Genomic DNA, 18,376 nt, shown 5'->3' with positions numbered 1-18,376 from the left:
AAGCGCATCTACGACACCGTTTGTTTGGCGCGCATTTCCCATACTAACGGCCTACGCAAAATCGATGGGCAGCGGCAGTCTTCTTCACTACACTCCGCGCGATTTCAAAAACAATGCTGGGAGTTAACAGATGAAATCAGCACTTTTGGCTGCTGTCGCAACGTCGGCTCTGTTGCTGGCCGCGCCGGCCTCCGCGCAAGGCGTCAAGATCGGAATCCTTAACGACCAGTCTGGCGTCTACGCCGATTACGGCGGCAAGTACTCGGTCGAAGCGGCCAAGATGGCGATCGAGGATTTTGGTGGCGAGGTGCTCGGCCAGAAGATCGAGATGGTCACCGCCGATCACCAGAACAAGCCCGACCTCGCCACCTCCATCGCGCGGCGCTGGTACGACGTCGAGAACGTCGACATGATTACGGAGCTGACGACCTCCTCGGTCGCGCTCGCGATCCATGAGCTCTCGAAGGATAAGAAGAAGATCGACATCGTTGTGGGCGCCGCGACCTCGCGTCTCACCGGGGATGCCTGCCAGCCCTACGGCTTCCACTGGGCCTACGACACCCGCGCGCTCGCTGTCGGCACCGGCGGCGCGCTAACGAAAGCCGGCGGCGACACCTGGTTCTTCCTCACCGCGGACTACGCCTTCGGCTATGCGCTGGAGAAGGACACCAGCGAGATCGTCACTGCCAATGGCGGCAAGGTGGTCGGCTCGGTCCGCGTGCCGCTCAACTCCTCGGACTTCTCCTCCTTCCTGCTCCAGGCGCAGAGCTCGAAGGCGAAGATCGTTGGCCTTGCCAATGCCGGCCTCGACACCACCAATTCGATCAAGCAGGCGGCCGAGTTCGGCATCGTCTCCGGCGGCCAGAAGCTCGCCGGCCTCTTGATGACGATCAGCGAAGTCAACGGGCTCGGCTTGCAGGCGGCCCAGGGCCTCGTTCTCACCGAAGGCTTCTATTGGGATCATGACGACCAGACCCGCGCCTTCTCCGAACGCTTCTTCAAGCGCACCGGGAGGATGCCGAGCATGATCCACGCCGGCACCTATTCGGCGACGCTGAGCTATCTCAAGGCGGTGAAGGCCGCCGGCACCAAGGACACCGAAGCGGTCGCCAAGAAGCTGAAGGAGTTGCCGGTCGATGACGCCTTCGCCAAGGGCAAGGTGCTCGAGAACGGCCGCATGGTCCACGACATGTATCTGTTCGAGGTCAAGAAGCCGTCGGAATCGAAGAAGCCGTGGGACTACTACAAGGAGCTCGCCACCGTCCCCGGCGACAAGGCGTTCTTCACCGCCAAGGAGAGCGGCTGCCCGCTGACGAAGTGAGGGGGCTTGTGTCCCGGACGCGCTGCAACGCGTAGCGTTGCTGCGCAGAGCCGGGACCCATGCTTCTCCAGGTTTTGCAGCCGGATTGGGTCCCGGTTCAGCGGCGCAGCGTTACACGCTGCACCGCGCCCGGGACACGAGCGCGTGTGATGCCGCGCTTTCACGAGACCAACCTTAGCACCACCGCGCCTAGCGCCCCCGCCCACAGCGCGATGGCGGCGGTGCCCTGGATCGCAAAGCCCGGGCCGCGCTTGGCGGCGGCCTGCGAATAGCCGACGAAATAGACGATGCGGCCGATGATCCAGACCGCGCCGATGCCTGCCGCAATCGCGTCGCTGATATAGATCGCGAACAACCAGAGCGACGGCAGGAAAATCGGCATCCATTCCAGCGTGTTCATCTGGATACGGAAAGCGCGCTCGAAATCGGGATGGCCCGACATCGCCGGCACCTTGATGCCCGTCTTGGTGCGCGACCGCGAGACGTTCATGCAAGTGAAGAAGAAAAACAGGATCGCCAGCAGCGTGACGAGGGCGGTGAGGTGATACATCGCAAATCCTTTTGAACAAGTCGCGGTTCAATAGCCGGTCAGCTCGAGATAGCCAACACCGGCATGCGTGCCGGTAAAGCTGATCGGTCCCTCCCAATAGGAGAAGCCGGTCCCCATCCATGCTCGGGGATTGAGCGGCTTACAGGCAATCGAGAAGGATCGTGACGGGATCGCGATCTGCCACTCGACCGGCAGCTTGCGCCCCGCGACATCGACGGTCGCTTTCGGAGTCATCTGGATGTCGCCACCCGCAATCATCTGCGTGCGGCCGTCGGCACCGATCCAGTTGCCGAACGGATAATCCTTGCCGTCCTTCTGGCGCAGCCGGTACAGCATCAGCTTGTCGCCTGAGGAAAGATGCAGCGACAGCCAGTCCCAGCCGGTCTGGTCGGCGTCGAGCGGCTGGCTGCTCCATTCCCGGTCCATCCAGGCCTCGCCGGAGACGTCGACCGGCTTGTCGTCGACGCTGAGGGTGCCGCGCGCACGGTAGAACGGCTGGCTGTAATAGTAGGATGCCTGTCCGCGTTCGGACTTGCGGCTATAGCCGCCGTCGCCCTGCAAGACGACCGGGCGATCCGCTTCAAGCGTGAGCGCATAGTTGAAGTCGGTGCCGGATGCCTTCAGCGTCACCGGCGAGAGGCTGCGATCGTCGGTGCGCTCGGATCCCTTCATCTCCCAATCGTCGATCCAGGCCGCGAGCGGCTTTGCCTCGACGCCGGCCTGACCGATGCCGCCGCGCGAAAACAGCTCGTTGAAGCGGTGCGTGTCGGCGCGCGTCACCGCGGCGTGCGCCATCCAGATCTGCTGATTGGCCCAGCCTTCGCCTTGTGGCCCCGGCTTTGCGGCCTGGCGAAACAGCGTCCATTGCAGCCCGCAAGCAGCGCCATTGCTGTCGACCAGATTCGCCGTCAGATACCACCATTCGATGCGAAACGCCGGATGTGGCCCGTGATCGGCGGGGAAGGCGAACACCTTTCCAGGCGTGACCTTCGCAAAGCCGTCGGCGGCCTCGCCGAGCCCGGCATAGCCTTGCGCATGTGCGCGGCGTGCAAGCGCGAGCGCGGCGAGGCCGCCGGCAAAGGCGCGCCGCGAGAGTTTATCAGCGCTCATTGGCGAACACCTTGGCGAGGCTTGCCGGCTGCATCCGCGCCAGCCGCAACACCGGCAGCAGTGCGGCCAGCAGCGAGGCGATCAGTGCGACCGTGACCAGCTCGACCAGTTGCAGCGGAAACACATGGAACGGCAGCCGCCAGCCGAATGCCTTCACATTCACGATCGCGATCAGGCACCACGCCACCAGGAGCCCGAGCGGCACGGCCAGCAGCGACGTGAACAGCGCAACCGACAGCGTCTTGGTCAGCTCGATCGCGGCGAGGCGCGGCCGGGTGATGCCGATCGCCCAGAGCGGCGCGAGCTGCGGCAGACGGGAGTTCGCCAGCGTCAGCAGGCTGGTCAGCAGCGCGATGCCGGCGACGCCGAGCGTGAAGGCATTCAGCGCCGACGTCACCGCAAAGGTGCGCTTGAAGATGCGGATCGATTCGGCCTTCACCGTCGCCTGGTCGGCCACGGCGCGGTCGTCGAGCGCGAACTGTTTCTGCAGTGCTGCGATCAAGCCGGGAATCCTGTCCCGCGGCACAATAAGCCCGATCCGCGTCTGCGGCGTTTGCGGAAACTGCCGGATCAGCGCCGCGACATTCACCGCGAGCTGTCCCTTGGGATTGCCGTAATCGGCATAGATGCCGACGATGTCGAGCTCCCAGGTCCCGCCCGGCGCCGGCACCTCGATGACATCGCCGACGCGGACGTTCAAGCGGCGGCTCAGCTGCTCGCTGATGAAGGCGGCATTGCCCGGCACCAGTTGCGTCCAGGCGCGCGGCGCGTTCTCCAGCAGCGGCCAGCGCTCGCGATAGAGCGCGTGATCGGGCAGGCCGAGCAGCTCCACCGGCTGTCCCTGAACCTGCGTCTCCGCGCGCCCGCCCGGCAGGATCGCCTGAACCTCGCTGCGGTCCTTCAGCCAGTTGCGGATCGCCGTGCCTTGCGCATTGTCGGCGGCGCTGATGTAGACGTCGGCGGCGAGCCGTCCATCGAGCCAGCCGACAAAGGTGCGGCTGAACGTCTCCACCATGGTGGATACCCCGACGTTGACGGCGAGCGCAAGCAGCAGCGCCATCAGCGCCAGCGACAATCCGGACAGCTGCTGCCGGCTGTCCGCCCAGAACCACAGCGCCAACGGCCCGCGCGCAAAATGCTGGCCGGCGAGCAGGAGTACCTCGAGGAAGGCCGGCAGGATCAGCGCCGCGCCGAACATCAAGGCTGCCAGCACGCCAAAGCCCGCGATCAGCGATTGCCCGTAATGAAGCAGCAACAGCGCGACCGCGAGCACGGCGCAGGCCGCAACGCTTTGCAGGATCAGCCAGCGCCGCTGCCGCTGCTGCCAGGCGTACGGCTGCGCGGTCGCCAGCACCGGCATCCTGACAGCCTTGATCAGGCTGGTCGCGGCCGCCATAAGCGCGCCCGCGACGCTGATGCCGATCCCGGCGAGCCACCATTCAGGCTTTAACGTGAGCTGCCCCGAAATTTGCGCGCCATAGAGCCCGCGCAGTGACGCCGCCACGTCGGGCAGCAGCGCGGCCGCGATGAAGTAGCCGCAGACGAGCCCGATCAGGCCGGCGACCAGCGCCAGCGCCACCAGCTCGACCACCAGCACCGTATTAACCAGCCGCGCCGAGGCGCCGCAGGCCCGCAAGGTCCGCAGCATCGGCAGCCGCTGCTCGAAGGCGAGGCCCACGGCCGAGTTGACGATGAAGAGGCCGACGAAGAACGACAACAGGCCGAAGGCGGTGAGGTTGAGATGGAAGCTGTCGGTCAGCCGTTCCAGCTCGGTCTCCGCGGTTGGCTCGACCCGCTGCAATTGGTCGCCGACGACACTGGCGAGCTGCGCCGGCTTGCCCTTCGCCTCGCCGATCAGCAGGCGCGACAGCTGATCGGGTTTGTTCAGGAGCCGCTGCGCAACGCCGATGTCGACCACCAGCACGTCGGGCACGAGCTCCGGCTGCACGTGTAGTGGCGGCAGCTTTGCGCCGCTGCTGATCGAGGGCGTCGCGCCGTCTTGCTCGTGCAGATCGTTCAGCGTCTCCTGCGCGACCAGCGTCTGGCCGGGCGCGGCAACGAAACTGCTGAGATCCGCCGCCCCGAGGCGCGGCGCGTTGCCGACGTCAGCCGGCAGCGTCACCGGCTCGATGCCGAGCAGCCGCATCGCGCGTCCATTGATTTGAACCCGGCCTTCCAGCACCGGCGAAACCGGCCAGCCCGCGCGCCGGAGTTTTATGAACAGGTCTTGCGGGAAGGTCGCCGCGTTGGACGCGACCAGCATGGCCGTGCGCACGCCGCCAAACGTCGCGGCCGCGCGGTCATAGGCGCTGCGGGCCTGCTGGTTGATCGCCTGCACGCCGCTCCACAGCGCAGTCGCCGCGATCAGCCCGATCAGAAGCGTCGCAAACTGCATCCTGTGCCGACGCCAATGGCTGAGCAGCACCGCGAGCACCCACAGCGCGCGTCTCATGCGATCCGCCCCGCATGGAGGACGACGTGACGGTCGAGCGTGCCGGCCAGATGCAGGCTGTGCGTCACCATCAGGAAACTGCAGCCGGTGCGCGTGACGAGATCGCGCGTCAGCGCCAGCACGTCGTCGGCGGTGTCTTCATCCAGGTTGCCGGTCGGCTCATCCGCGAGCAGCAGCAGTGGTTTTGTCGCCAGGGCCCGGCCGATCGCAACCCGCTGCTGCTGGCCGCCCGACAATTGCTCGGGATAGCGCTTGAGCAGGCCGCCGAGGCCGAGCCGCTCGACCAGCTCCCTGGTCCAGGCGGCATCATGCCGGCCGGCGATGCGCGCCTGGAAGGCGAGATTGTCTGCGACCGAGAGACTCGGGATCAGATTGTACTGCTGAAAAACCAGGCCGACCTTGTCGCGCCGCAAGCCGGCGCGGCCGGCGTCCGACAACTTGGTGACCTCGGTGTCCTCCAGCCGGATCGAGCCGCCATCGGCGGCATCCAGCCCGGCGATCAGGTGCAGCAGCGTGCTCTTGCCGCTGCCGGATTCGCCGGTCAGCGCGACGCGCTCGCCGGCCTTCAGGTCGAGATCGACGCCACGCAGCACATGGACCGGCTCGGCGGCCGAGACGAAGGTTTTGGAGAGGTTTCGGATGCTCAGCAAGATCAATGCGCCGGACGGAATTAGCTCAATGCTGCGTAGCACACTTGCCGTGGAAATGCCGGGGTTGCGTTGCCGTTCAAGCCGTTGTTAGCTCCAGCAACGGCCAAATCATAAAAGTGCCAAAAGAACATACGGGGAGAACGATGAGCGCTCAGGGAACGCCCATAGCGGCAAGCAAGACCACGGGGACGGCTGCGGAAACGCCAAAGGGCGCCTGGACGGTCACATTCCTCCTGTTTCTGTTCATGCTGGTGAACTTCGCCGACAAGATCGTCGTCGGCCTCGCCGGCGTTCCGATCATGACCGATTTGAAGCTCGAGCCGGAGCAGTTCGGCTTTCTCGGCTCGTCGTTCTTCTTCCTGTTCTCGATCTCGGCCATCGTGGTCGGCTTCATCGTCAACAAGGTGGCGACGCGCTGGGTGCTGCTGACGCTCGCCGTGATCTGGGCGCTGGCGCAGTTTCCGATGGTCGGCACCGTTTCCTTCACCACGCTCTTGATCTGCCGCATCGTGCTCGGCGCCGGCGAAGGTCCGGCGGCTTCGGTGGCGATGCACGCCATCTACAAATGGTTCCCCGACGAGAAGCGCACGCTGCCGACCGCGATCCTGACGCAGGGCTCGGCCTTCGGTGTCATCCTCGCCGTGCCGATGCTGAACTGGATCATTGTCAACTATTCCTGGCACTATGCCTTCGGCGCGCTCGGCGTGGTCGGCCTGATCTGGGTTTGCGCCTGGCTCACCTTCGGCAAGGAAGGTCCGCTCGAGAACACACAGGTCCTCGCGGCCACAGAGACGAAAATTCCCTACGTCCAGCTGCTCACCTCGCGCACTTTCATCGGCTGCGTGGCCGCGACCTTCGGCGCCTATTGGGCGCTGTCGCTGGGCCTCACCTGGTTCACGTCCTTCATCGTCAAGGGGCTTGGCTTCTCGCAATCGGACGCCGGCTGGATATCGATCCTGCCCTGGGTGTTCGGCGCCACCGTCGTCATCCTGACCGGCTGGATCTCGCAGGTGATGATGGCGCGCGGCTACACGACTCGTGTCTCCCGCGGCGTGCTCGGCTCAGTGCCGCTGATCATCGGCGGCCTGATCCTGGCGGCGATGCCGTACGCCCCGGGTGTGGGGCTGAAGATCGCGATGCTTGTGGTCGGCCCTGGGCTCTGCGGCGCGATCTACGTCGTCTGCCCGCCGATGCTCGGCGAATTCACGCCGGCTTCGCAGCGCGGCGCGATCCTCGCGATCTACGGCGCGCTCTACACGCTCTCGGGCATCATCGCGCCGAACGTGATGGGCACCGTGATCCAGCGCGCCGGCAGCATGGTCGACGGCTACATGACCGGCTTCACCATCAACGCCGTGATCATGGTCGGCTCCGGCCTGCTCGGCTTGCTCTTGCTCTGGCCGAACACGGAGCGCGCGAGGCTGACGCGCGGTGCGACTCCGCAGTCCGCTGAACCGAAGGGCGTGGTGTCGCTGACGTAAGGGGGCAGTTAGAAGCCGGCCAGAACAAGACCGTCGCCGGGACGACGACGGAATTCGTGGCGATAGCGCCCCTCAATTCGACGCAGCTTTCGCCTTCCGCTCCGTGAACGGCGACAGCACCACCGTTGCGACCATGAAGATCACCGACGCACCGAACACCCAGTGCGGCGCGCTCTGGTCCATGATCCAGCCGAACAGCAGCGGGCTGACGATCCCGCCGAGATTGAAGCCGGTGGAGACGATGCCGAAGGCGCGACCGGCAGCGCCGGGAGGCGCGGCGTTGCGCACCAGCATGTCCCGCGACGGCGCGATCACGCCGGAGAGGAAACCCGCGGACGCCATCGTGGCGGTCAAGGCCCATCCGGGCAGCGTGACCATCGCGATCAGCAGCACGATGGCGGCATTTGCGGCAAAGCAGGCGGCGGCGACATAGCCGTGGCGCTCGGTGTGGTCGGCGAGGAAGCCGCCCGCGAGCACGCCCGCGGCGCTGGCGCCGAGGAACGCGGTCAGCGCGACATTGGCGATGGAATAAGTAGCGCCGTAGCCGCTCATCAGCGCCACCACGCCGAAATTGTTGATGCCGGCAACCGACAGGCTGAGCAGCATGAACAGCGCGGTCAGCGTGATCAGCGCTGGCGTGATGACGGCCTGCTTCGGCATGTTCGCGTTGCCCGGCCTGGTCTTGTGCGCGCCGGCATCGGGAATGTTCATGGCGACCAGCAGCAGCGCCACCAGCACGCCGATCGCACCCGAGGCGATGATGGCGCCTGTGCCGCCGGAGACGGTGACGAGCGCCGCGACGATCGCCGGCGCAACGGCGCCACCAAGATAGCCGGCAAAGGTGTGGATCGAGAAGGCGCGACCCATCCGCGCCTCGTCCATGTGCTCGGCCAGGATCGCGTAATCGGCGGGATGATAGACGCTGTTGGCGAGGCCAAGCAGCACGGCGCAGGCGATCAGCGAGGTGTAGCTCAGGTGCAGGCCGAGCAGGATCAGCGCGAGCCCGCCGAGCGTCAGTCCGCCCAGCAGGATCTTGCGTGCGCCAAAATGGTCGACGAGATAGCCGGTCGGTGCCTGCGTCAGCCCGGAGACGACGGCCGATACGGTCAGCGCGAACCCGAGCTCGACATAGCCGACGCCGAGCTGGCTCTTGAGGAACGGGAACAGCATCGGCAGGACCAGCAGATGGAAATGGCTGACCCAATGCGCGATCGAGATCCCGGTCAGCGTGCGCAGCGCGCTGTCCGCCTTGCCTTGTTGCGGTGCGGCGAGAACGTCGACCATCGTAGTCCCGTTTCAGTCCCTGGAGGCGCGCAAACTATCGGGGACAGCGGTTATTTGTCCATGAACGCCGGCGCATGGCAGGTAGCGCGGGTGGGGCGGCGGAAAGCGTGGTTAGGGCTCGCGCTCAATAACGGCTCCGTGCGACCTCACAACGGCTCATCATCGTTGCCATAACGATCACGCTTCGGCGTGGCGATGTCGCCGTCTTCGCAATCGTCGTCGGTGTCGCGTGGCGGCCGGGGCTTCTTGGCCTTCTCGTCTGCGGTCTTCGTCTTCGGCGGTTCGCTCGGCTTGCCGGTCTTGGCCATGACTGATCCCGGATGGTGATGCGTCCTCCATCCTACCCGCAAACACCTTGCGGTTCCTGACTTATCTCAAGCCCGCGGCGATGAATGTCAGGCGTGCACCACCGGCCCGCCCGCCTTCTTCCAGGCATCGATGCCGCCTGCGATGTGGGCGGTGTTGGACAATCCGGCCTCCTTGGCTGCGGCAACAGCCATCGCCGAGCGTTCGCCGAAGGCGCAGAAGAACACGACGCGGCGGCCCATGGCGGCCGCGACCTCGCGCAGCATGCCGCCGGGCTTGAGGCTTTCCTCGACGCTCGGATAGGGCGTGTGCAGCGCGCCTTCGATCATGCCGTGCTTCATCCGCTCATTGCTCTCGCGCAGATCCACCAGCAGAATATCGGGTCGGCGGAGCGAACGGATCGCCTCGGCGGCGCTGAGTGCACGGCCCTCTTTCTCCAGCTCTTCCTGATGCAGGCCGACCCGCATGTTGGCCGGCACCGCCACATCCATCATCTTCGGATTGGGCAGCTTCAGGTTCGCCATCAGCTCGATATATTCGTCGACCGAGCGCACCTGGAGCCGCGGATTGTAGCGCTTCTCCTCGCCGATGGTGGAGACGGTGTCGCCCTTGTAGTCGTGTGCCGGGAACACCATCGTCTCGTCCGGCAGCTTCAAGAGGCGGTTGAAGATCGATTCGTACTGTGCGCGCGACGAGCCGTTCTGGAAATCAGTGCGGCCGGTGCCGCGGATCAACAGCGTATCGCCGGTGAAGACGCGGTCGCCCATCAGGTAGGAGTAGGAATCGTCGGTGTGGCCGGGCGTGTACATCACGTCGAGCGACAGGCCCTCGATCGTCACCTTGTCGCCGTCGGCGACCCGCATCGCCACCACGTCGGCCTTGGTCTGGTCGCCCATCACGGTCATGCAATGCGTGCGGTCGCGCAGCTCGCCGAGGCCGGTGACGTGATCGGCATGCAGATGGGTGTCGACCGCCTTGACCAGCTTGAGGTCGAGCTCGCGCAGCAGCTGGCAATAGCGGTCGACCTTCTCCAGCACGGGATCAAGGATCAGCGCCTCGCCGCCGGGGCGGCTGGCAAGGACGTAGCTGTAGGTGCCCGAAATGCTGTCGAAGAGCTGGCGAAAGATCATGGCAGGACCCGGCGTGGACTGGTTTCGAGGATTCTACTACATCCGGGAGCATAAAGAGAAGTAAGTCACTGCCGAAGCAAGAAAATTTAGAAAATTTTTATTGCGGAGTCAGCGGCCGGCGTTCCGGGCTCACCTGCTCGAGACGCCCCGCTGTCATCGCCCGCGAAGGCGGGCGATCCAGTATTCCAGAGACAGCGAAGCGGATGCAGAGAGGCTGCGGCGTACTGGATTCCCCGCCTCCGCGGGGAATGACAGTGAGTATGTCGCTGCCCCGTGCCACGGCCGAAGCCTCAGGGCCTCACCAACGTGTACCCATTCTCCGCCAGAAGCAGGATCTGCCCGACGCCCACCTGCACCGGCGTCGCCGCCGGAATGAACTCCGGCCGCTTGCCCGTCTCCCGCTCGATCGTGTCGACCGTGTTGAGGCAGATGTCGAACCGCACGCCCTGCGCGATCAGGCTCTCGACCTGCTTGCGGCGCTCGCTGCCGGACAGCAGCAAGTCGATGCCGGGACCGAAGGCGACGATCTCCACGGCGATCTTGTCGGGGTCGTAAGCCTTCAGCAGATTGTTGGCGACACTCAGCACCAGGGCCTGCTTCTTCGCATCGCTATCTGAGAGCTGCAGCACGATCTTGTGCTCGGCGAACGGCTTGTCCTGGAGCGGCACCTGTTGCGCAGAAGCCAGCGTCGGCGCGACCAAGGAGAGCAACGCCAGCAGCATTGCGCGAAAAATTTGCGACCGCATCATCCTCTATCCTGCAATGCCTGGATTGCCGTCGACGCCCTTCAGCGTGACGCCGGTGCCGAGCCGCTCCTGAAACATCCGGCCCGAGCGCAGATATTTGCCGACGACGTCCCACACCGGTGCGCCCTGCTGGCCATTGACCGAGGCCCAGCCTGCGACCTTGTAGTGCCTGACGGCGCTGAGCGCCTTGCCATTGGCGAGCTTGAGCTCGGCGATGCGGCTGCCGATCGCGTTGGTGGGGCTGCATGTGTAGCTGAGCCCACCGGCGCGCACCATGTCGCCGCCCTGCTGATAATAGGGATCGGCGTTGAAGAGATTGTCGCAGATACCTTCCAGCACGTCCTTGATCTGGGCGCCGGTCATCTCCTGCACATAGGTTTCGGGATAGGTGATCGCGGTCTCCGCGAGCACATCCTCCATAGTCAGCGGCTGGCCCGAGAGCGCGGTGACGCCCCAGCGGAAGCCCGGCGACAGCGCGATCTCGGCATCGAGCTCGGCGCGCAGCGCGGTGCAGATCAGGTCGTCGACCGAGCCGGCGAAATTGTCGCGGCGATAGAGCAGCCGGTCCGGCGTTGCGATCTTCTCCAACCAGTCGGTCACGAACGGCGCACGCAGCCGGCCGATCAGCTCGGCCATCGCCGGATCGGGCTTGAGCAGCTCGGAATAGACCGGCAGCAGATGATACTTGACGTCGCCGACCTTGCCCTTGTCGAGCGCGAGATCGAGCACGCCCAAAAACTTCCCGTTGGAGCCGGCATTGGTAACGAGCGTCGTACCGCCAGCGTTCTTCACGGCGATCGGTTGCGGCACGGCATCATGGGTGTGGCCGCCGAGGATGACGTCGATGCCGGTGACGCGGCTTGCGAGCTTGAGGTCGACGTCCATGCCGTTGTGCGACAGCAGGATCACCGCATCGACCTTGTCGCTGCCGCGCAAGCTGTCGACATGCTTCTGGAGCTCTTCCTCGCGAATGCCAAACGTCCAGTCCGGCGTGAAGCGCTTGGGATGCGCGATCGGCACGTAAGGAAAGGCCTGGCCGATGATCGCGACGCGATGACCGCCGATCTCCCTGATGATCGATGGCTTGAACACGCGCCCCGTCGTCTTGTCGAAGGCGGGGGCGTCGTTGAACGCGGCTTCCTCGGTCAGGAAGACGTTCTGCGCCAGGAACTCGCCCTTGAAGTGCTCGAGATTGTCACGCAGCACCTGCTCGCCATAGGTGAACTCCCAATGCCCGGTCATCGCCTCGATGCCGAGCAGATTGGCGACCTCGACCATGTCGCGGCCCTGCATGATGTTGGCGAGCCCGGTGCCCTGCCAAAGATCACCGCCGTCGACCAGCATGGTGCGCTTCTCGCCGACATCGCCGCGCAGGCGGTCGATCAGCGTCTTCAGATGGGCGAAGCCGCCGAGCTTGCCGAAGCGGCCGGCTGACTTTTCGAATTCGACGCTAGTGAAGGCATAGGCGTCGGCGCTGTCGGGCCGGATGCCGAAGCGCTCCAGGAAAGCGTGACCGACCAGATGCGGCGGTCGTCCCGCCATCTCGCCGATGCCGATATTGACGCTGGGCTCGCGGAAATAGACCGGGTTGAGCTGCGCATGCGTGTCGGTGAGGTGCAGGATCCGCGCATTGCCGAACCGCTCGATGTCGTAAATGCTCGCGGTCTCGGCGCCGCGCGCCAGTCGCGGCAGGCCGAGCGAGGCGGCAATGCCGGCTGTGCCCTTCAGGAGATCGCGGCGGCGGATGGGCATCTAAATTTCTTCGCGCCTCTCAACGACAGTTCCACAGACGTTAGCCTAGCGGATTTCCATCGCCTTCCAGGCCTCTTTTTCAGACGTCGCCTGGAAGATGGATGCTTTCGCCAGCGCCTCGGCCTCCTTGGCTGCGGCGACGGCGCGGTCGAAATCGCCGCCATCTGCGGCCTTTTTTGCTGCCGCCAGCGTCGAGACGGTGGTGGTCCACTGGTTGCGCAATGCAGCCGCCTCCTTGGATGCGGTCTCCGCAGCAGCGTAGGCCGCCTTGTAGTCCGCTTCATTTGCCGCGCGCGCCATCGGCGCGAAGCTCAGGGCCAGCAACATGGCGATAGGAAGTGACCGCTTCATGGCCGCGCTCCTGGTCCCGAAATCGGCAGGCCGTTGGCGACGTAGGAGAGGAAGTATTCGACGTCGCGATATTCGTCCGCCTGCGGCTCCAGCGGAACCGCGCGGGTCTGGCTGTTGCAGGTGATGAAGCGGCGGCTGGTGGTGCCCATGCCGCTCCATTCGGAGCGGTAGATCGGCAAGGCGTTCAAGATGCCGAGCGCCGGCGCCAGGATCTCGGCGCGGATGCGCTCGCCCGGGCTCTGCACGTGGCAGCTCGCGCAGGAGAAGTTCATCTGGCCGCGGCGGGTGTAGAAATAGCGCTTGCCGTTCTCGAACGCTTCGAGCGCGCGGGGATCATCCGGGATCTTGATGTCCATCGGCTTGCCGCGCGAGGTGAAGGCCATGTACGCCGTGAGCGAGGCCATCTCGTCCTTGACGTAGGAGTAGGGCGCCTCGCCATTGGCCTCGCGGCAGCGGTTGAGCGCGAGCTCGAGCGTGACGACCTTGCCTTCCCTCGTGTCGAAATAAGGATAGTTCTGGCGAATGCCGATGCCGCCATTCGGGAAGCAATCAGCATAGGTCTTGCCGTTCTTGAACGGTGTCGCAAACATCTCCTTGCCGGCGTCCAGTGCGAACTCGTAGGGCGGAAACTCTTCCTTCTCCTGCCATTGCCGCTTCATGTCCTCGTTCATGGAATAAGGACCGTTGACGAAATCCTCGTGCTTCACATCAGGAAATTTCTGGAAGAAGAAATTCTGGAACGCCTTGGCATCCGCGACGGGATCGACCTTGTCGGCCGCAATCACGCGCGGAGAGGTGAGCGCGAACGCGACGAGCGCGGCGCTCAACGAGCCAAGCAGGAGGGAGGTGGCGGGCCTCATCACGCGATCTTCGCGGTGGTCTCGTCGGACCCACCCTTGCTGTCGGTCCAGGAGATCTTGAGGTCGTCGCCCTTCTTGGCGCCCTTGAAGCTGAACTTGACGTAGGGGTCCTTGGAGACCGCGGTGCCCCAATTGGCAACGAACACGTCCTTGCCGTTACACGCGAACTTCAGCTGCTGGATGTAGTGCGCGGGAATCAGCTCGCCCTTGGCGTCCTTCACCAGGCCGGTGTCCATGGGGTGCTGGATCAGCGTCTGCACCTCGGTGATGTCGCCGTTGGATGTTGCGCGGACGCGAATGCTGGATGTCATCTGGATTCTCCTAGCCGCCGCAGCCGCCGACGGTGACCTTCACTTCCTTGGTCGCGCTGTAGAGCTTGCCGTCGGCTTCCACGATCGCGGTCACGTTGCTGGTCTTGGCCATCTTCAGGCGGTTGGCGACAGCAGGCATCGTGCCCTCAGCAATCTTGTAGCTTGCTGCGAGCGCGTTCGGGTTCTCGGCGACAAAGAGCGAGATCGAGGTGACCTTGTCGAGCGTCGTCGTCACCGAGATCGGCACCACGCCGCCATTCTCGGCGATCTCGGGCGCATCGAGCCTGACCTTGTCGGAGGGCTCGGCGGTCTTGCCGTAGAGTGCCTTGATCGCGTCGGCCTCGTTCTTCAGCTTGAACGCCTCTTCCGGATATTTGTCGTTGGCCGCGGCGCGCACAGGCGCAAACGGCAGATTGCCGAGGCCGATCAGCGCGACCGAGGCAGCGCCCTGAAGGATCAGGCGCCGCGTCGGATGAGGGCCGGTATGTGCAGTCATCTCAGGTCTCCTGGGCCTGCCGTTACAGCGTCTGCAGGAAATCAACGATCGCGCTGATCTCCTGGTCGGTCAAAAGCCGGTTGCGGCCGAACGGCGGCATCATGGTCTGCGGATTGCGCTTGGTCTCGTCGAACAGGATCGCGACCAGCTCGTTGCGGTCGGGGTATTTTGTCTTGATGTCCTTCAGCTCGGGCCCGATGGTGCCTGGCAAATCGCCGCCCTTGATGACGTGACAGGTCAGGCAATTGCCCTTGCCGCGGTCGAAGGCGAGCTTTTGGCCCTCGGCGATGGCGGACTGCGCCCACGCCGGGCGCGCGGCGAGGCCCGTGAGGACGACCAGCGCGAGGAGCAGGGCGGGCTTGCGAGGAAAGGCGGTCAAGGCGTCGTTCCGAGGCTTATGATGTCTGCAAAAGATAATGTTCAAAAGCACAAAGGGCATGCCCTGACAATCAAGACTATGCAGGGCACAAAATGGCGTTAATATCTTCCGCATTGCAACTGAAGAGATAGATCGTTCATCAAGCCGGCTTCAACCGGCACGCGTTCGGGGCGTTTTGCCCCTGTTGCGTTTTGGTCTGCTTTTCTCGTTTTCCGGGGACATGAATTGGCTGAATATGTCGTTGAATTTGGCAGGGATGGTGGGCGGGTCGAATCCGACGGCCGTCTCGATGCGCCGGCGTTCCATCGCAATCATGAGCCGCTCTGGACAGCGCTCGGAAAGCATCTCATTGGGCGGTCGGGCGACGTGGTCGAGGTCGGCAGTGGAACCGGCCAGCATGTGGTCCATTTCGCCCGTCACACGCCCGATCTGGTCTGGTGGCCGAGCGACCTCAACCAGCGCCATGTGAAGAGCATCGAGGCCTGGCGCGTGCATTCGGGGTTGAAGAACGTCCGCTCGCCGTTGCGGATCGATCTGTCCGACCCCGACTGGTGCCCGGAGATGAAGAGCGGGCAGGGGCCGAACAATCTTGCGGCCGTGTTCTGCGCCAATGTCATCCACATTGCGCCCTGGACGGTGGCCGAGGGCCTGTTCGCCGGTGCCGGCCGGTACTTGCGGTCTGACGGCCAGCTGATCCTCTACGGCCCGTTCAAGCGCGACGGCAAGCACACCGCACTCAGCAATGCCGTGTTCGACACTTCCTTGCGCGACGGCAATCCCGCCTGGGGCGTGCGCGATCTCGGCGATGTCGAGACGCTGGCGCGCGGTGCGGGTCTTCGTCTCGTCGATACCATCGACATGCCCGCGAACAATCTGACGCTGGTATTTGCGCGGGGTTAATTCGGGACGTCGTCATGCCCGGGCTTGTCCCGGGCATCCACGTTCTTTGCTCCGCAAGCTAAGACGTGGATGGCCGGGACAAGCCCGGCCATGACGATGTGGAAGCGTCAGCGCGCCAAACGCTAGCATTCATCCCGCCAACCAATCTTCTCCTTCAAGAACTGGAATCCGAGCACCTGGAAGCCGGCGCGCTCCTTGTTGTCCTTGCCGTAGCCGTGGCCGCCGGCGGCCGGCTCGTAGAACCAGGCCTCGTAACCCATCGCCTGCAGCTTCGCCGCCATCTTGCGCGCGTGGCCGGGATGGACGCGGTCGTCGCGTCGTGTGGTGGCGATCAGGATCGGCGGATAGGGCTGACCTGGTTTTGCATTGTGATAGGCGGAGTAGGTCTTCAGCCACTCCCATTCCTCGGGCTTGTCGGGATCGCCATATTCCGCGATCCAGCTCGCGCCCGCGAGCAGCTTGGTGTAGCGGCGCATGTCGATCAGCGGGATGGTGCAGAACAGCGCGCCGAAACGCTCGGGGTATCGCACCAGCATGTTGGTGATGAGGATGCCGCCGTTCGATCCGCCTTGCGCGGCGATGCGCTTTGGCTGCGTCACGCCGCGGCGGACGAGATCGGCGGCAACGGCTGCGAAATCATCATGCGACAGCCTCTTGCCGGCGAAACGGCCGGCATCGTGCCAGCGCGTGCCGAACTCGCCGCCGCCGCGCAGATTCGCCTGCACAACGGTGCCGCCGCGCTCCAGCCACAGCTTGCCGAGCGACGAATCGTAGTGTGGCTTCACAGCGAGACCGAAGCCGCCATAGGCGCTCATATAGACCGGCGCATCGCCGGTCTCGCCCGCCGGGCCGGTCTGCACATAGGGAATGCGCTCGCCGTCGACCGAGATCGCCTCGTGCTGCGACACCATGAGGCCGTCGGCGTTGAACGTTCTCGGCGCCTGCTTCAAGACCGTCGGGCTTTCGACGCCGCGCTCGATCAGCAGCAGCGACGGCGGCGTCAGCGGGTCCTGCACATTGGCGAGCAGGTCGCCATTGCTCTCGGACGAATGGCGATCGAGCGGCCAGACATCGACGACGCCGATCTCGGGAAGACCGCCGAGCGTCTCGCGGCTCCAGCCCGCGGCGGATGGCGTGCGGATCTCGAATCGCGGCTTCAGCTCGTCGAGGATCGACAGCACCAGCTTGCCCGCGGCCCAGAAAAAACCCTGTAGCGCTCGCCGCGGTCCGGGCTCGAACAGAGAAGTGAAGTCGCGGCTGCCGGCGAGGAACGATGAGAGCGAGATGCCGAGCAGGGCGTCGGCGGCATAGGTTCGTCCTTCGACCGACCAGTCTGTGCGCAGCTTCATCGCGAACCAGTCGCCATGCGCCTGCATCCAGATGCCGGTCGGCAGGTCGAGCTTCGTCGTGGTGCCGGCTTCGTCGCGCAGCCAGATGCCGTAATTGAAAAAGTCGATCTGGTCGATGATCCAGGCGCGCGGCTTCGCGCCGGTATCGTCCACGCTGCCGAAGATCCCCATATGATCGGCCGCGGTCTGGAGGATGATCTGCGCTTGATCGACGCTCTCGCCACGCCGCCACAGGCGAACGGTCCTCGCATATCCGGAGCTCGTCACCATGTCATCGCCATAGGCGCTGGACAGCAGCAGCGTGTCCGGATCGAGCCAATCGACGCCGCCCTTGGCTTCCGGCAGCGTAAAGCCGTCAGCAACAAAGCTCTTCGTATCCGCATCGAATTCCCGCAAGGTGACGGCGTCGCTGCCGCCGCGCGACAGGCTCAAGATGACCCGCGAGTGTCCCGGCTGGGAGCTGATCGAGCTCAGCAGCCAGTCCTCGCCCTCGCTCGCGGCGAGCTTGTCGATGTCCAGCACGATCTCCCACGCCGGATTGGGTTTGCGAAACTCCGCCAGCGTGGTCCGCCGCCACAGCCCGCGCGGGTTGGCGGCATCCTTCCAGACATTGTGCAGATGCGCCCCGCGCCGGCCGACATAGGGAATGTTGTCCGGACGGTCATAGATCGCCGCAAGCGTGTCGCGGTCTCGTTCGAACGCCGCGCCGCCGAATCTATCCAGCGTCAGGCGGTTCTGCTTCTCGACGAAATCGAGCGCGCGGGCGCCTTCGATCTCCTCTAGCCAGAGCCAGGGATCGTCGTCGGGAGCGCTGGGCGTAGGCCTGTTATCGACGGACATGAACGAAACTCCCTGAGATCGCGCGGCGGATAGGATTTGATCGCGCGCAAGCCGTCAAGAGCGCGGTCCGGTATGGTCCATCCGATTGCGTCAGAGGCATGGCCTGCG

Annotated in this window: 18 protein-coding genes; 3 read left to right on the top strand and 15 right to left on the bottom strand. The window is 64.7% G+C overall.

All coding sequences use genetic code 11. The features are described from left to right. The first annotated feature begins 130 nt into the window (after positions 1-130). Positions 131-1,321, top strand: a complete 1,191-nt coding sequence (locus ABID59_RS18540; protein ID WP_354084292.1) for an ABC transporter substrate-binding protein — start codon at positions 131-133, stop codon at positions 1,319-1,321. Between the two features lie 160 nt (positions 1,322-1,481). Here the strand turns inward: ABID59_RS18540 and ABID59_RS18535 are convergent, their stop codons facing one another. Genes ABID59_RS18535 through ABID59_RS18520 form a run of 4 tightly spaced genes read right to left on the bottom strand, consistent with a single transcriptional unit; the run spans position 1,482 to position 6,083 of the window. After that, complete coding sequence (locus tag ABID59_RS18535; protein WP_148751048.1) at positions 1,482-1,871, bottom strand: MAPEG family protein; 390 nt, start codon at positions 1,869-1,871, stop codon at positions 1,482-1,484. A gap of 27 nt (positions 1,872-1,898) precedes the next feature. Further along, the gene (locus ABID59_RS18530) at positions 1,899-2,981 is read right to left on the bottom strand and encodes a lipocalin-like domain-containing protein (protein WP_354084291.1); all 1,083 of its coding nucleotides are present in this window, start codon (positions 2,979-2,981) and stop codon (positions 1,899-1,901) included. Further along, positions 2,971-5,433, bottom strand: a complete 2,463-nt coding sequence (locus ABID59_RS18525; RefSeq protein WP_354084290.1) for an FtsX-like permease family protein — start codon at positions 5,431-5,433, stop codon at positions 2,971-2,973. The genes ABID59_RS18530 and ABID59_RS18525 overlap by 11 nt, the downstream gene beginning before the upstream one ends. After that, entirely contained in the window at positions 5,430-6,083 is a 654-nt protein-coding gene (locus tag ABID59_RS18520) for an ABC transporter ATP-binding protein (protein ID WP_354084289.1), read from the bottom strand. Before ABID59_RS18520 ends, ABID59_RS18525 begins: the two co-directional genes overlap by 4 nt. Positions 6,084-6,226: 143 nt before the next feature. Here ABID59_RS18520 and ABID59_RS18515 point away from each other — a divergent pair, with 143 nt between their 5' ends. After that, positions 6,227-7,564: an MFS transporter gene (locus tag ABID59_RS18515; RefSeq protein ID WP_354084288.1), complete on the top strand. Its 1,338-nt coding sequence runs from the start codon at positions 6,227-6,229 to the stop codon at positions 7,562-7,564. A gap of 72 nt (positions 7,565-7,636) precedes the next feature. Here the strand turns inward: ABID59_RS18515 and ABID59_RS18510 are convergent, their stop codons facing one another. From ABID59_RS18510 to soxX, 10 genes are all read right to left on the bottom strand, one after another. Then, entirely contained in the window at positions 7,637-8,848 is a 1,212-nt protein-coding gene (locus ABID59_RS18510) for an MFS transporter (protein WP_354084287.1), read from the bottom strand. Between the two features lie 146 nt (positions 8,849-8,994). After that, entirely contained in the window at positions 8,995-9,156 is a 162-nt protein-coding gene (locus ABID59_RS18505) for a hypothetical protein (RefSeq protein ID WP_354084286.1), read from the bottom strand. Positions 9,157-9,243: 87 nt separating this feature from the next. Then, positions 9,244-10,284 carry an MBL fold metallo-hydrolase gene (locus ABID59_RS18500; protein WP_148751041.1) on the bottom strand — a complete coding sequence of 347 codons (1,041 nt, stop codon included), beginning with the start codon at positions 10,282-10,284 and terminating at the stop codon, positions 9,244-9,246. Positions 10,285-10,574: 290 nt separating this feature from the next. Further along, the gene (locus tag ABID59_RS18495) at positions 10,575-11,033 is read right to left on the bottom strand and encodes a DsrE family protein (RefSeq protein WP_354084285.1); all 459 of its coding nucleotides are present in this window, start codon (positions 11,031-11,033) and stop codon (positions 10,575-10,577) included. A gap of 3 nt (positions 11,034-11,036) precedes the next feature. Further along, complete coding sequence (gene soxB / locus ABID59_RS18490) at positions 11,037-12,782, bottom strand: thiosulfohydrolase SoxB (protein ID WP_354084284.1); 1,746 nt, start codon at positions 12,780-12,782, stop codon at positions 11,037-11,039. 45 nt (positions 12,783-12,827) lie between these two features. Then, the gene (locus tag ABID59_RS18485) at positions 12,828-13,133 is read right to left on the bottom strand and encodes a hypothetical protein (RefSeq protein WP_354084283.1); all 306 of its coding nucleotides are present in this window, start codon (positions 13,131-13,133) and stop codon (positions 12,828-12,830) included. Continuing rightward, positions 13,130-13,993, bottom strand: coding sequence for a sulfur oxidation c-type cytochrome SoxA (gene soxA / locus ABID59_RS18480; protein ID WP_354084282.1), 864 nt, complete (start codon positions 13,991-13,993; stop codon positions 13,130-13,132). Before soxA ends, ABID59_RS18485 begins: the two co-directional genes overlap by 4 nt. Continuing rightward, positions 13,993-14,304, bottom strand: a complete 312-nt coding sequence (gene soxZ / locus ABID59_RS18475; protein ID WP_354084281.1) for a thiosulfate oxidation carrier complex protein SoxZ — start codon at positions 14,302-14,304, stop codon at positions 13,993-13,995. Before soxZ ends, soxA begins: the two co-directional genes overlap by 1 nt. 10 nt (positions 14,305-14,314) lie before the next feature. Beyond that, the gene (soxY, locus tag ABID59_RS18470; RefSeq protein WP_354084280.1) at positions 14,315-14,800 is read right to left on the bottom strand and encodes a thiosulfate oxidation carrier protein SoxY; all 486 of its coding nucleotides are present in this window, start codon (positions 14,798-14,800) and stop codon (positions 14,315-14,317) included. 22 nt (positions 14,801-14,822) lie between these two features. Continuing rightward, a complete protein-coding gene (gene soxX / locus ABID59_RS18465; protein ID WP_354084279.1) occupies positions 14,823-15,179 on the bottom strand; it encodes a sulfur oxidation c-type cytochrome SoxX in 357 nt (118 codons plus the stop codon). A gap of 225 nt (positions 15,180-15,404) precedes the next feature. Here soxX and ABID59_RS18460 point away from each other — a divergent pair, with 225 nt between their 5' ends. Beyond that, entirely contained in the window at positions 15,405-16,079 is a 675-nt protein-coding gene (locus tag ABID59_RS18460) for a DUF938 domain-containing protein (RefSeq protein ID WP_354084278.1), read from the top strand. A 122-nt stretch (positions 16,080-16,201) separates the two neighbouring features. Here the strand turns inward: ABID59_RS18460 and ABID59_RS18455 are convergent, their stop codons facing one another. Continuing rightward, positions 16,202-18,268, bottom strand: a complete 2,067-nt coding sequence (locus ABID59_RS18455; protein ID WP_354084277.1) for a prolyl oligopeptidase family serine peptidase — start codon at positions 18,266-18,268, stop codon at positions 16,202-16,204. Between the last annotated feature and the right edge of the window lie 108 nt (positions 18,269-18,376).

Source organism: Bradyrhizobium sp. S3.3.6 (assembly GCF_040546905.1).
Lineage (GTDB): Bacteria > Pseudomonadota > Alphaproteobacteria > Rhizobiales > Xanthobacteraceae > Bradyrhizobium > Bradyrhizobium cytisi.
The sequence above is the reverse complement of the archived record's forward strand: the minus strand, read 5'-3'. Positions and strand labels throughout refer to the sequence as shown.

Coding starts and splice junctions, on each gene's coding strand:
- ABID59_RS18540 (WP_354084292.1), top strand. CDS start 131: ATGAAATCAGCACTTTTGGCTGCTGTCGCAACGTCGGCTCTGTTGCTG.
- ABID59_RS18535 (WP_148751048.1), bottom strand. CDS start 1,871: ATGTATCACCTCACCGCCCTCGTCACGCTGCTGGCGATCCTGTTTTTC.
- ABID59_RS18530 (WP_354084291.1), bottom strand. CDS start 2,981: ATGAGCGCTGATAAACTCTCGCGGCGCGCCTTTGCCGGCGGCCTCGCC.
- ABID59_RS18525 (WP_354084290.1), bottom strand. CDS start 5,433: ATGAGACGCGCGCTGTGGGTGCTCGCGGTGCTGCTCAGCCATTGGCGT.
- ABID59_RS18515 (WP_354084288.1), top strand. CDS start 6,227: ATGAGCGCTCAGGGAACGCCCATAGCGGCAAGCAAGACCACGGGGACG.
- ABID59_RS18510 (WP_354084287.1), bottom strand. CDS start 8,848: ATGGTCGACGTTCTCGCCGCACCGCAACAAGGCAAGGCGGACAGCGCG.
- ABID59_RS18505 (WP_354084286.1), bottom strand. CDS start 9,156: ATGGCCAAGACCGGCAAGCCGAGCGAACCGCCGAAGACGAAGACCGCA.
- ABID59_RS18500 (WP_148751041.1), bottom strand. CDS start 10,284: ATGATCTTTCGCCAGCTCTTCGACAGCATTTCGGGCACCTACAGCTAC.
- ABID59_RS18495 (WP_354084285.1), bottom strand. CDS start 11,033: ATGATGCGGTCGCAAATTTTTCGCGCAATGCTGCTGGCGTTGCTCTCC.
- soxB (WP_354084284.1), bottom strand. CDS start 12,782: ATGCCCATCCGCCGCCGCGATCTCCTGAAGGGCACAGCCGGCATTGCC.
- ABID59_RS18485 (WP_354084283.1), bottom strand. CDS start 13,133: ATGAAGCGGTCACTTCCTATCGCCATGTTGCTGGCCCTGAGCTTCGCG.
- soxA (WP_354084282.1), bottom strand. CDS start 13,993: ATGAGGCCCGCCACCTCCCTCCTGCTTGGCTCGTTGAGCGCCGCGCTC.
- soxZ (WP_354084281.1), bottom strand. CDS start 14,304: ATGACATCCAGCATTCGCGTCCGCGCAACATCCAACGGCGACATCACC.
- soxY (WP_354084280.1), bottom strand. CDS start 14,800: ATGACTGCACATACCGGCCCTCATCCGACGCGGCGCCTGATCCTTCAG.
- ABID59_RS18455 (WP_354084277.1), bottom strand. CDS start 18,268: ATGTCCGTCGATAACAGGCCTACGCCCAGCGCTCCCGACGACGATCCC.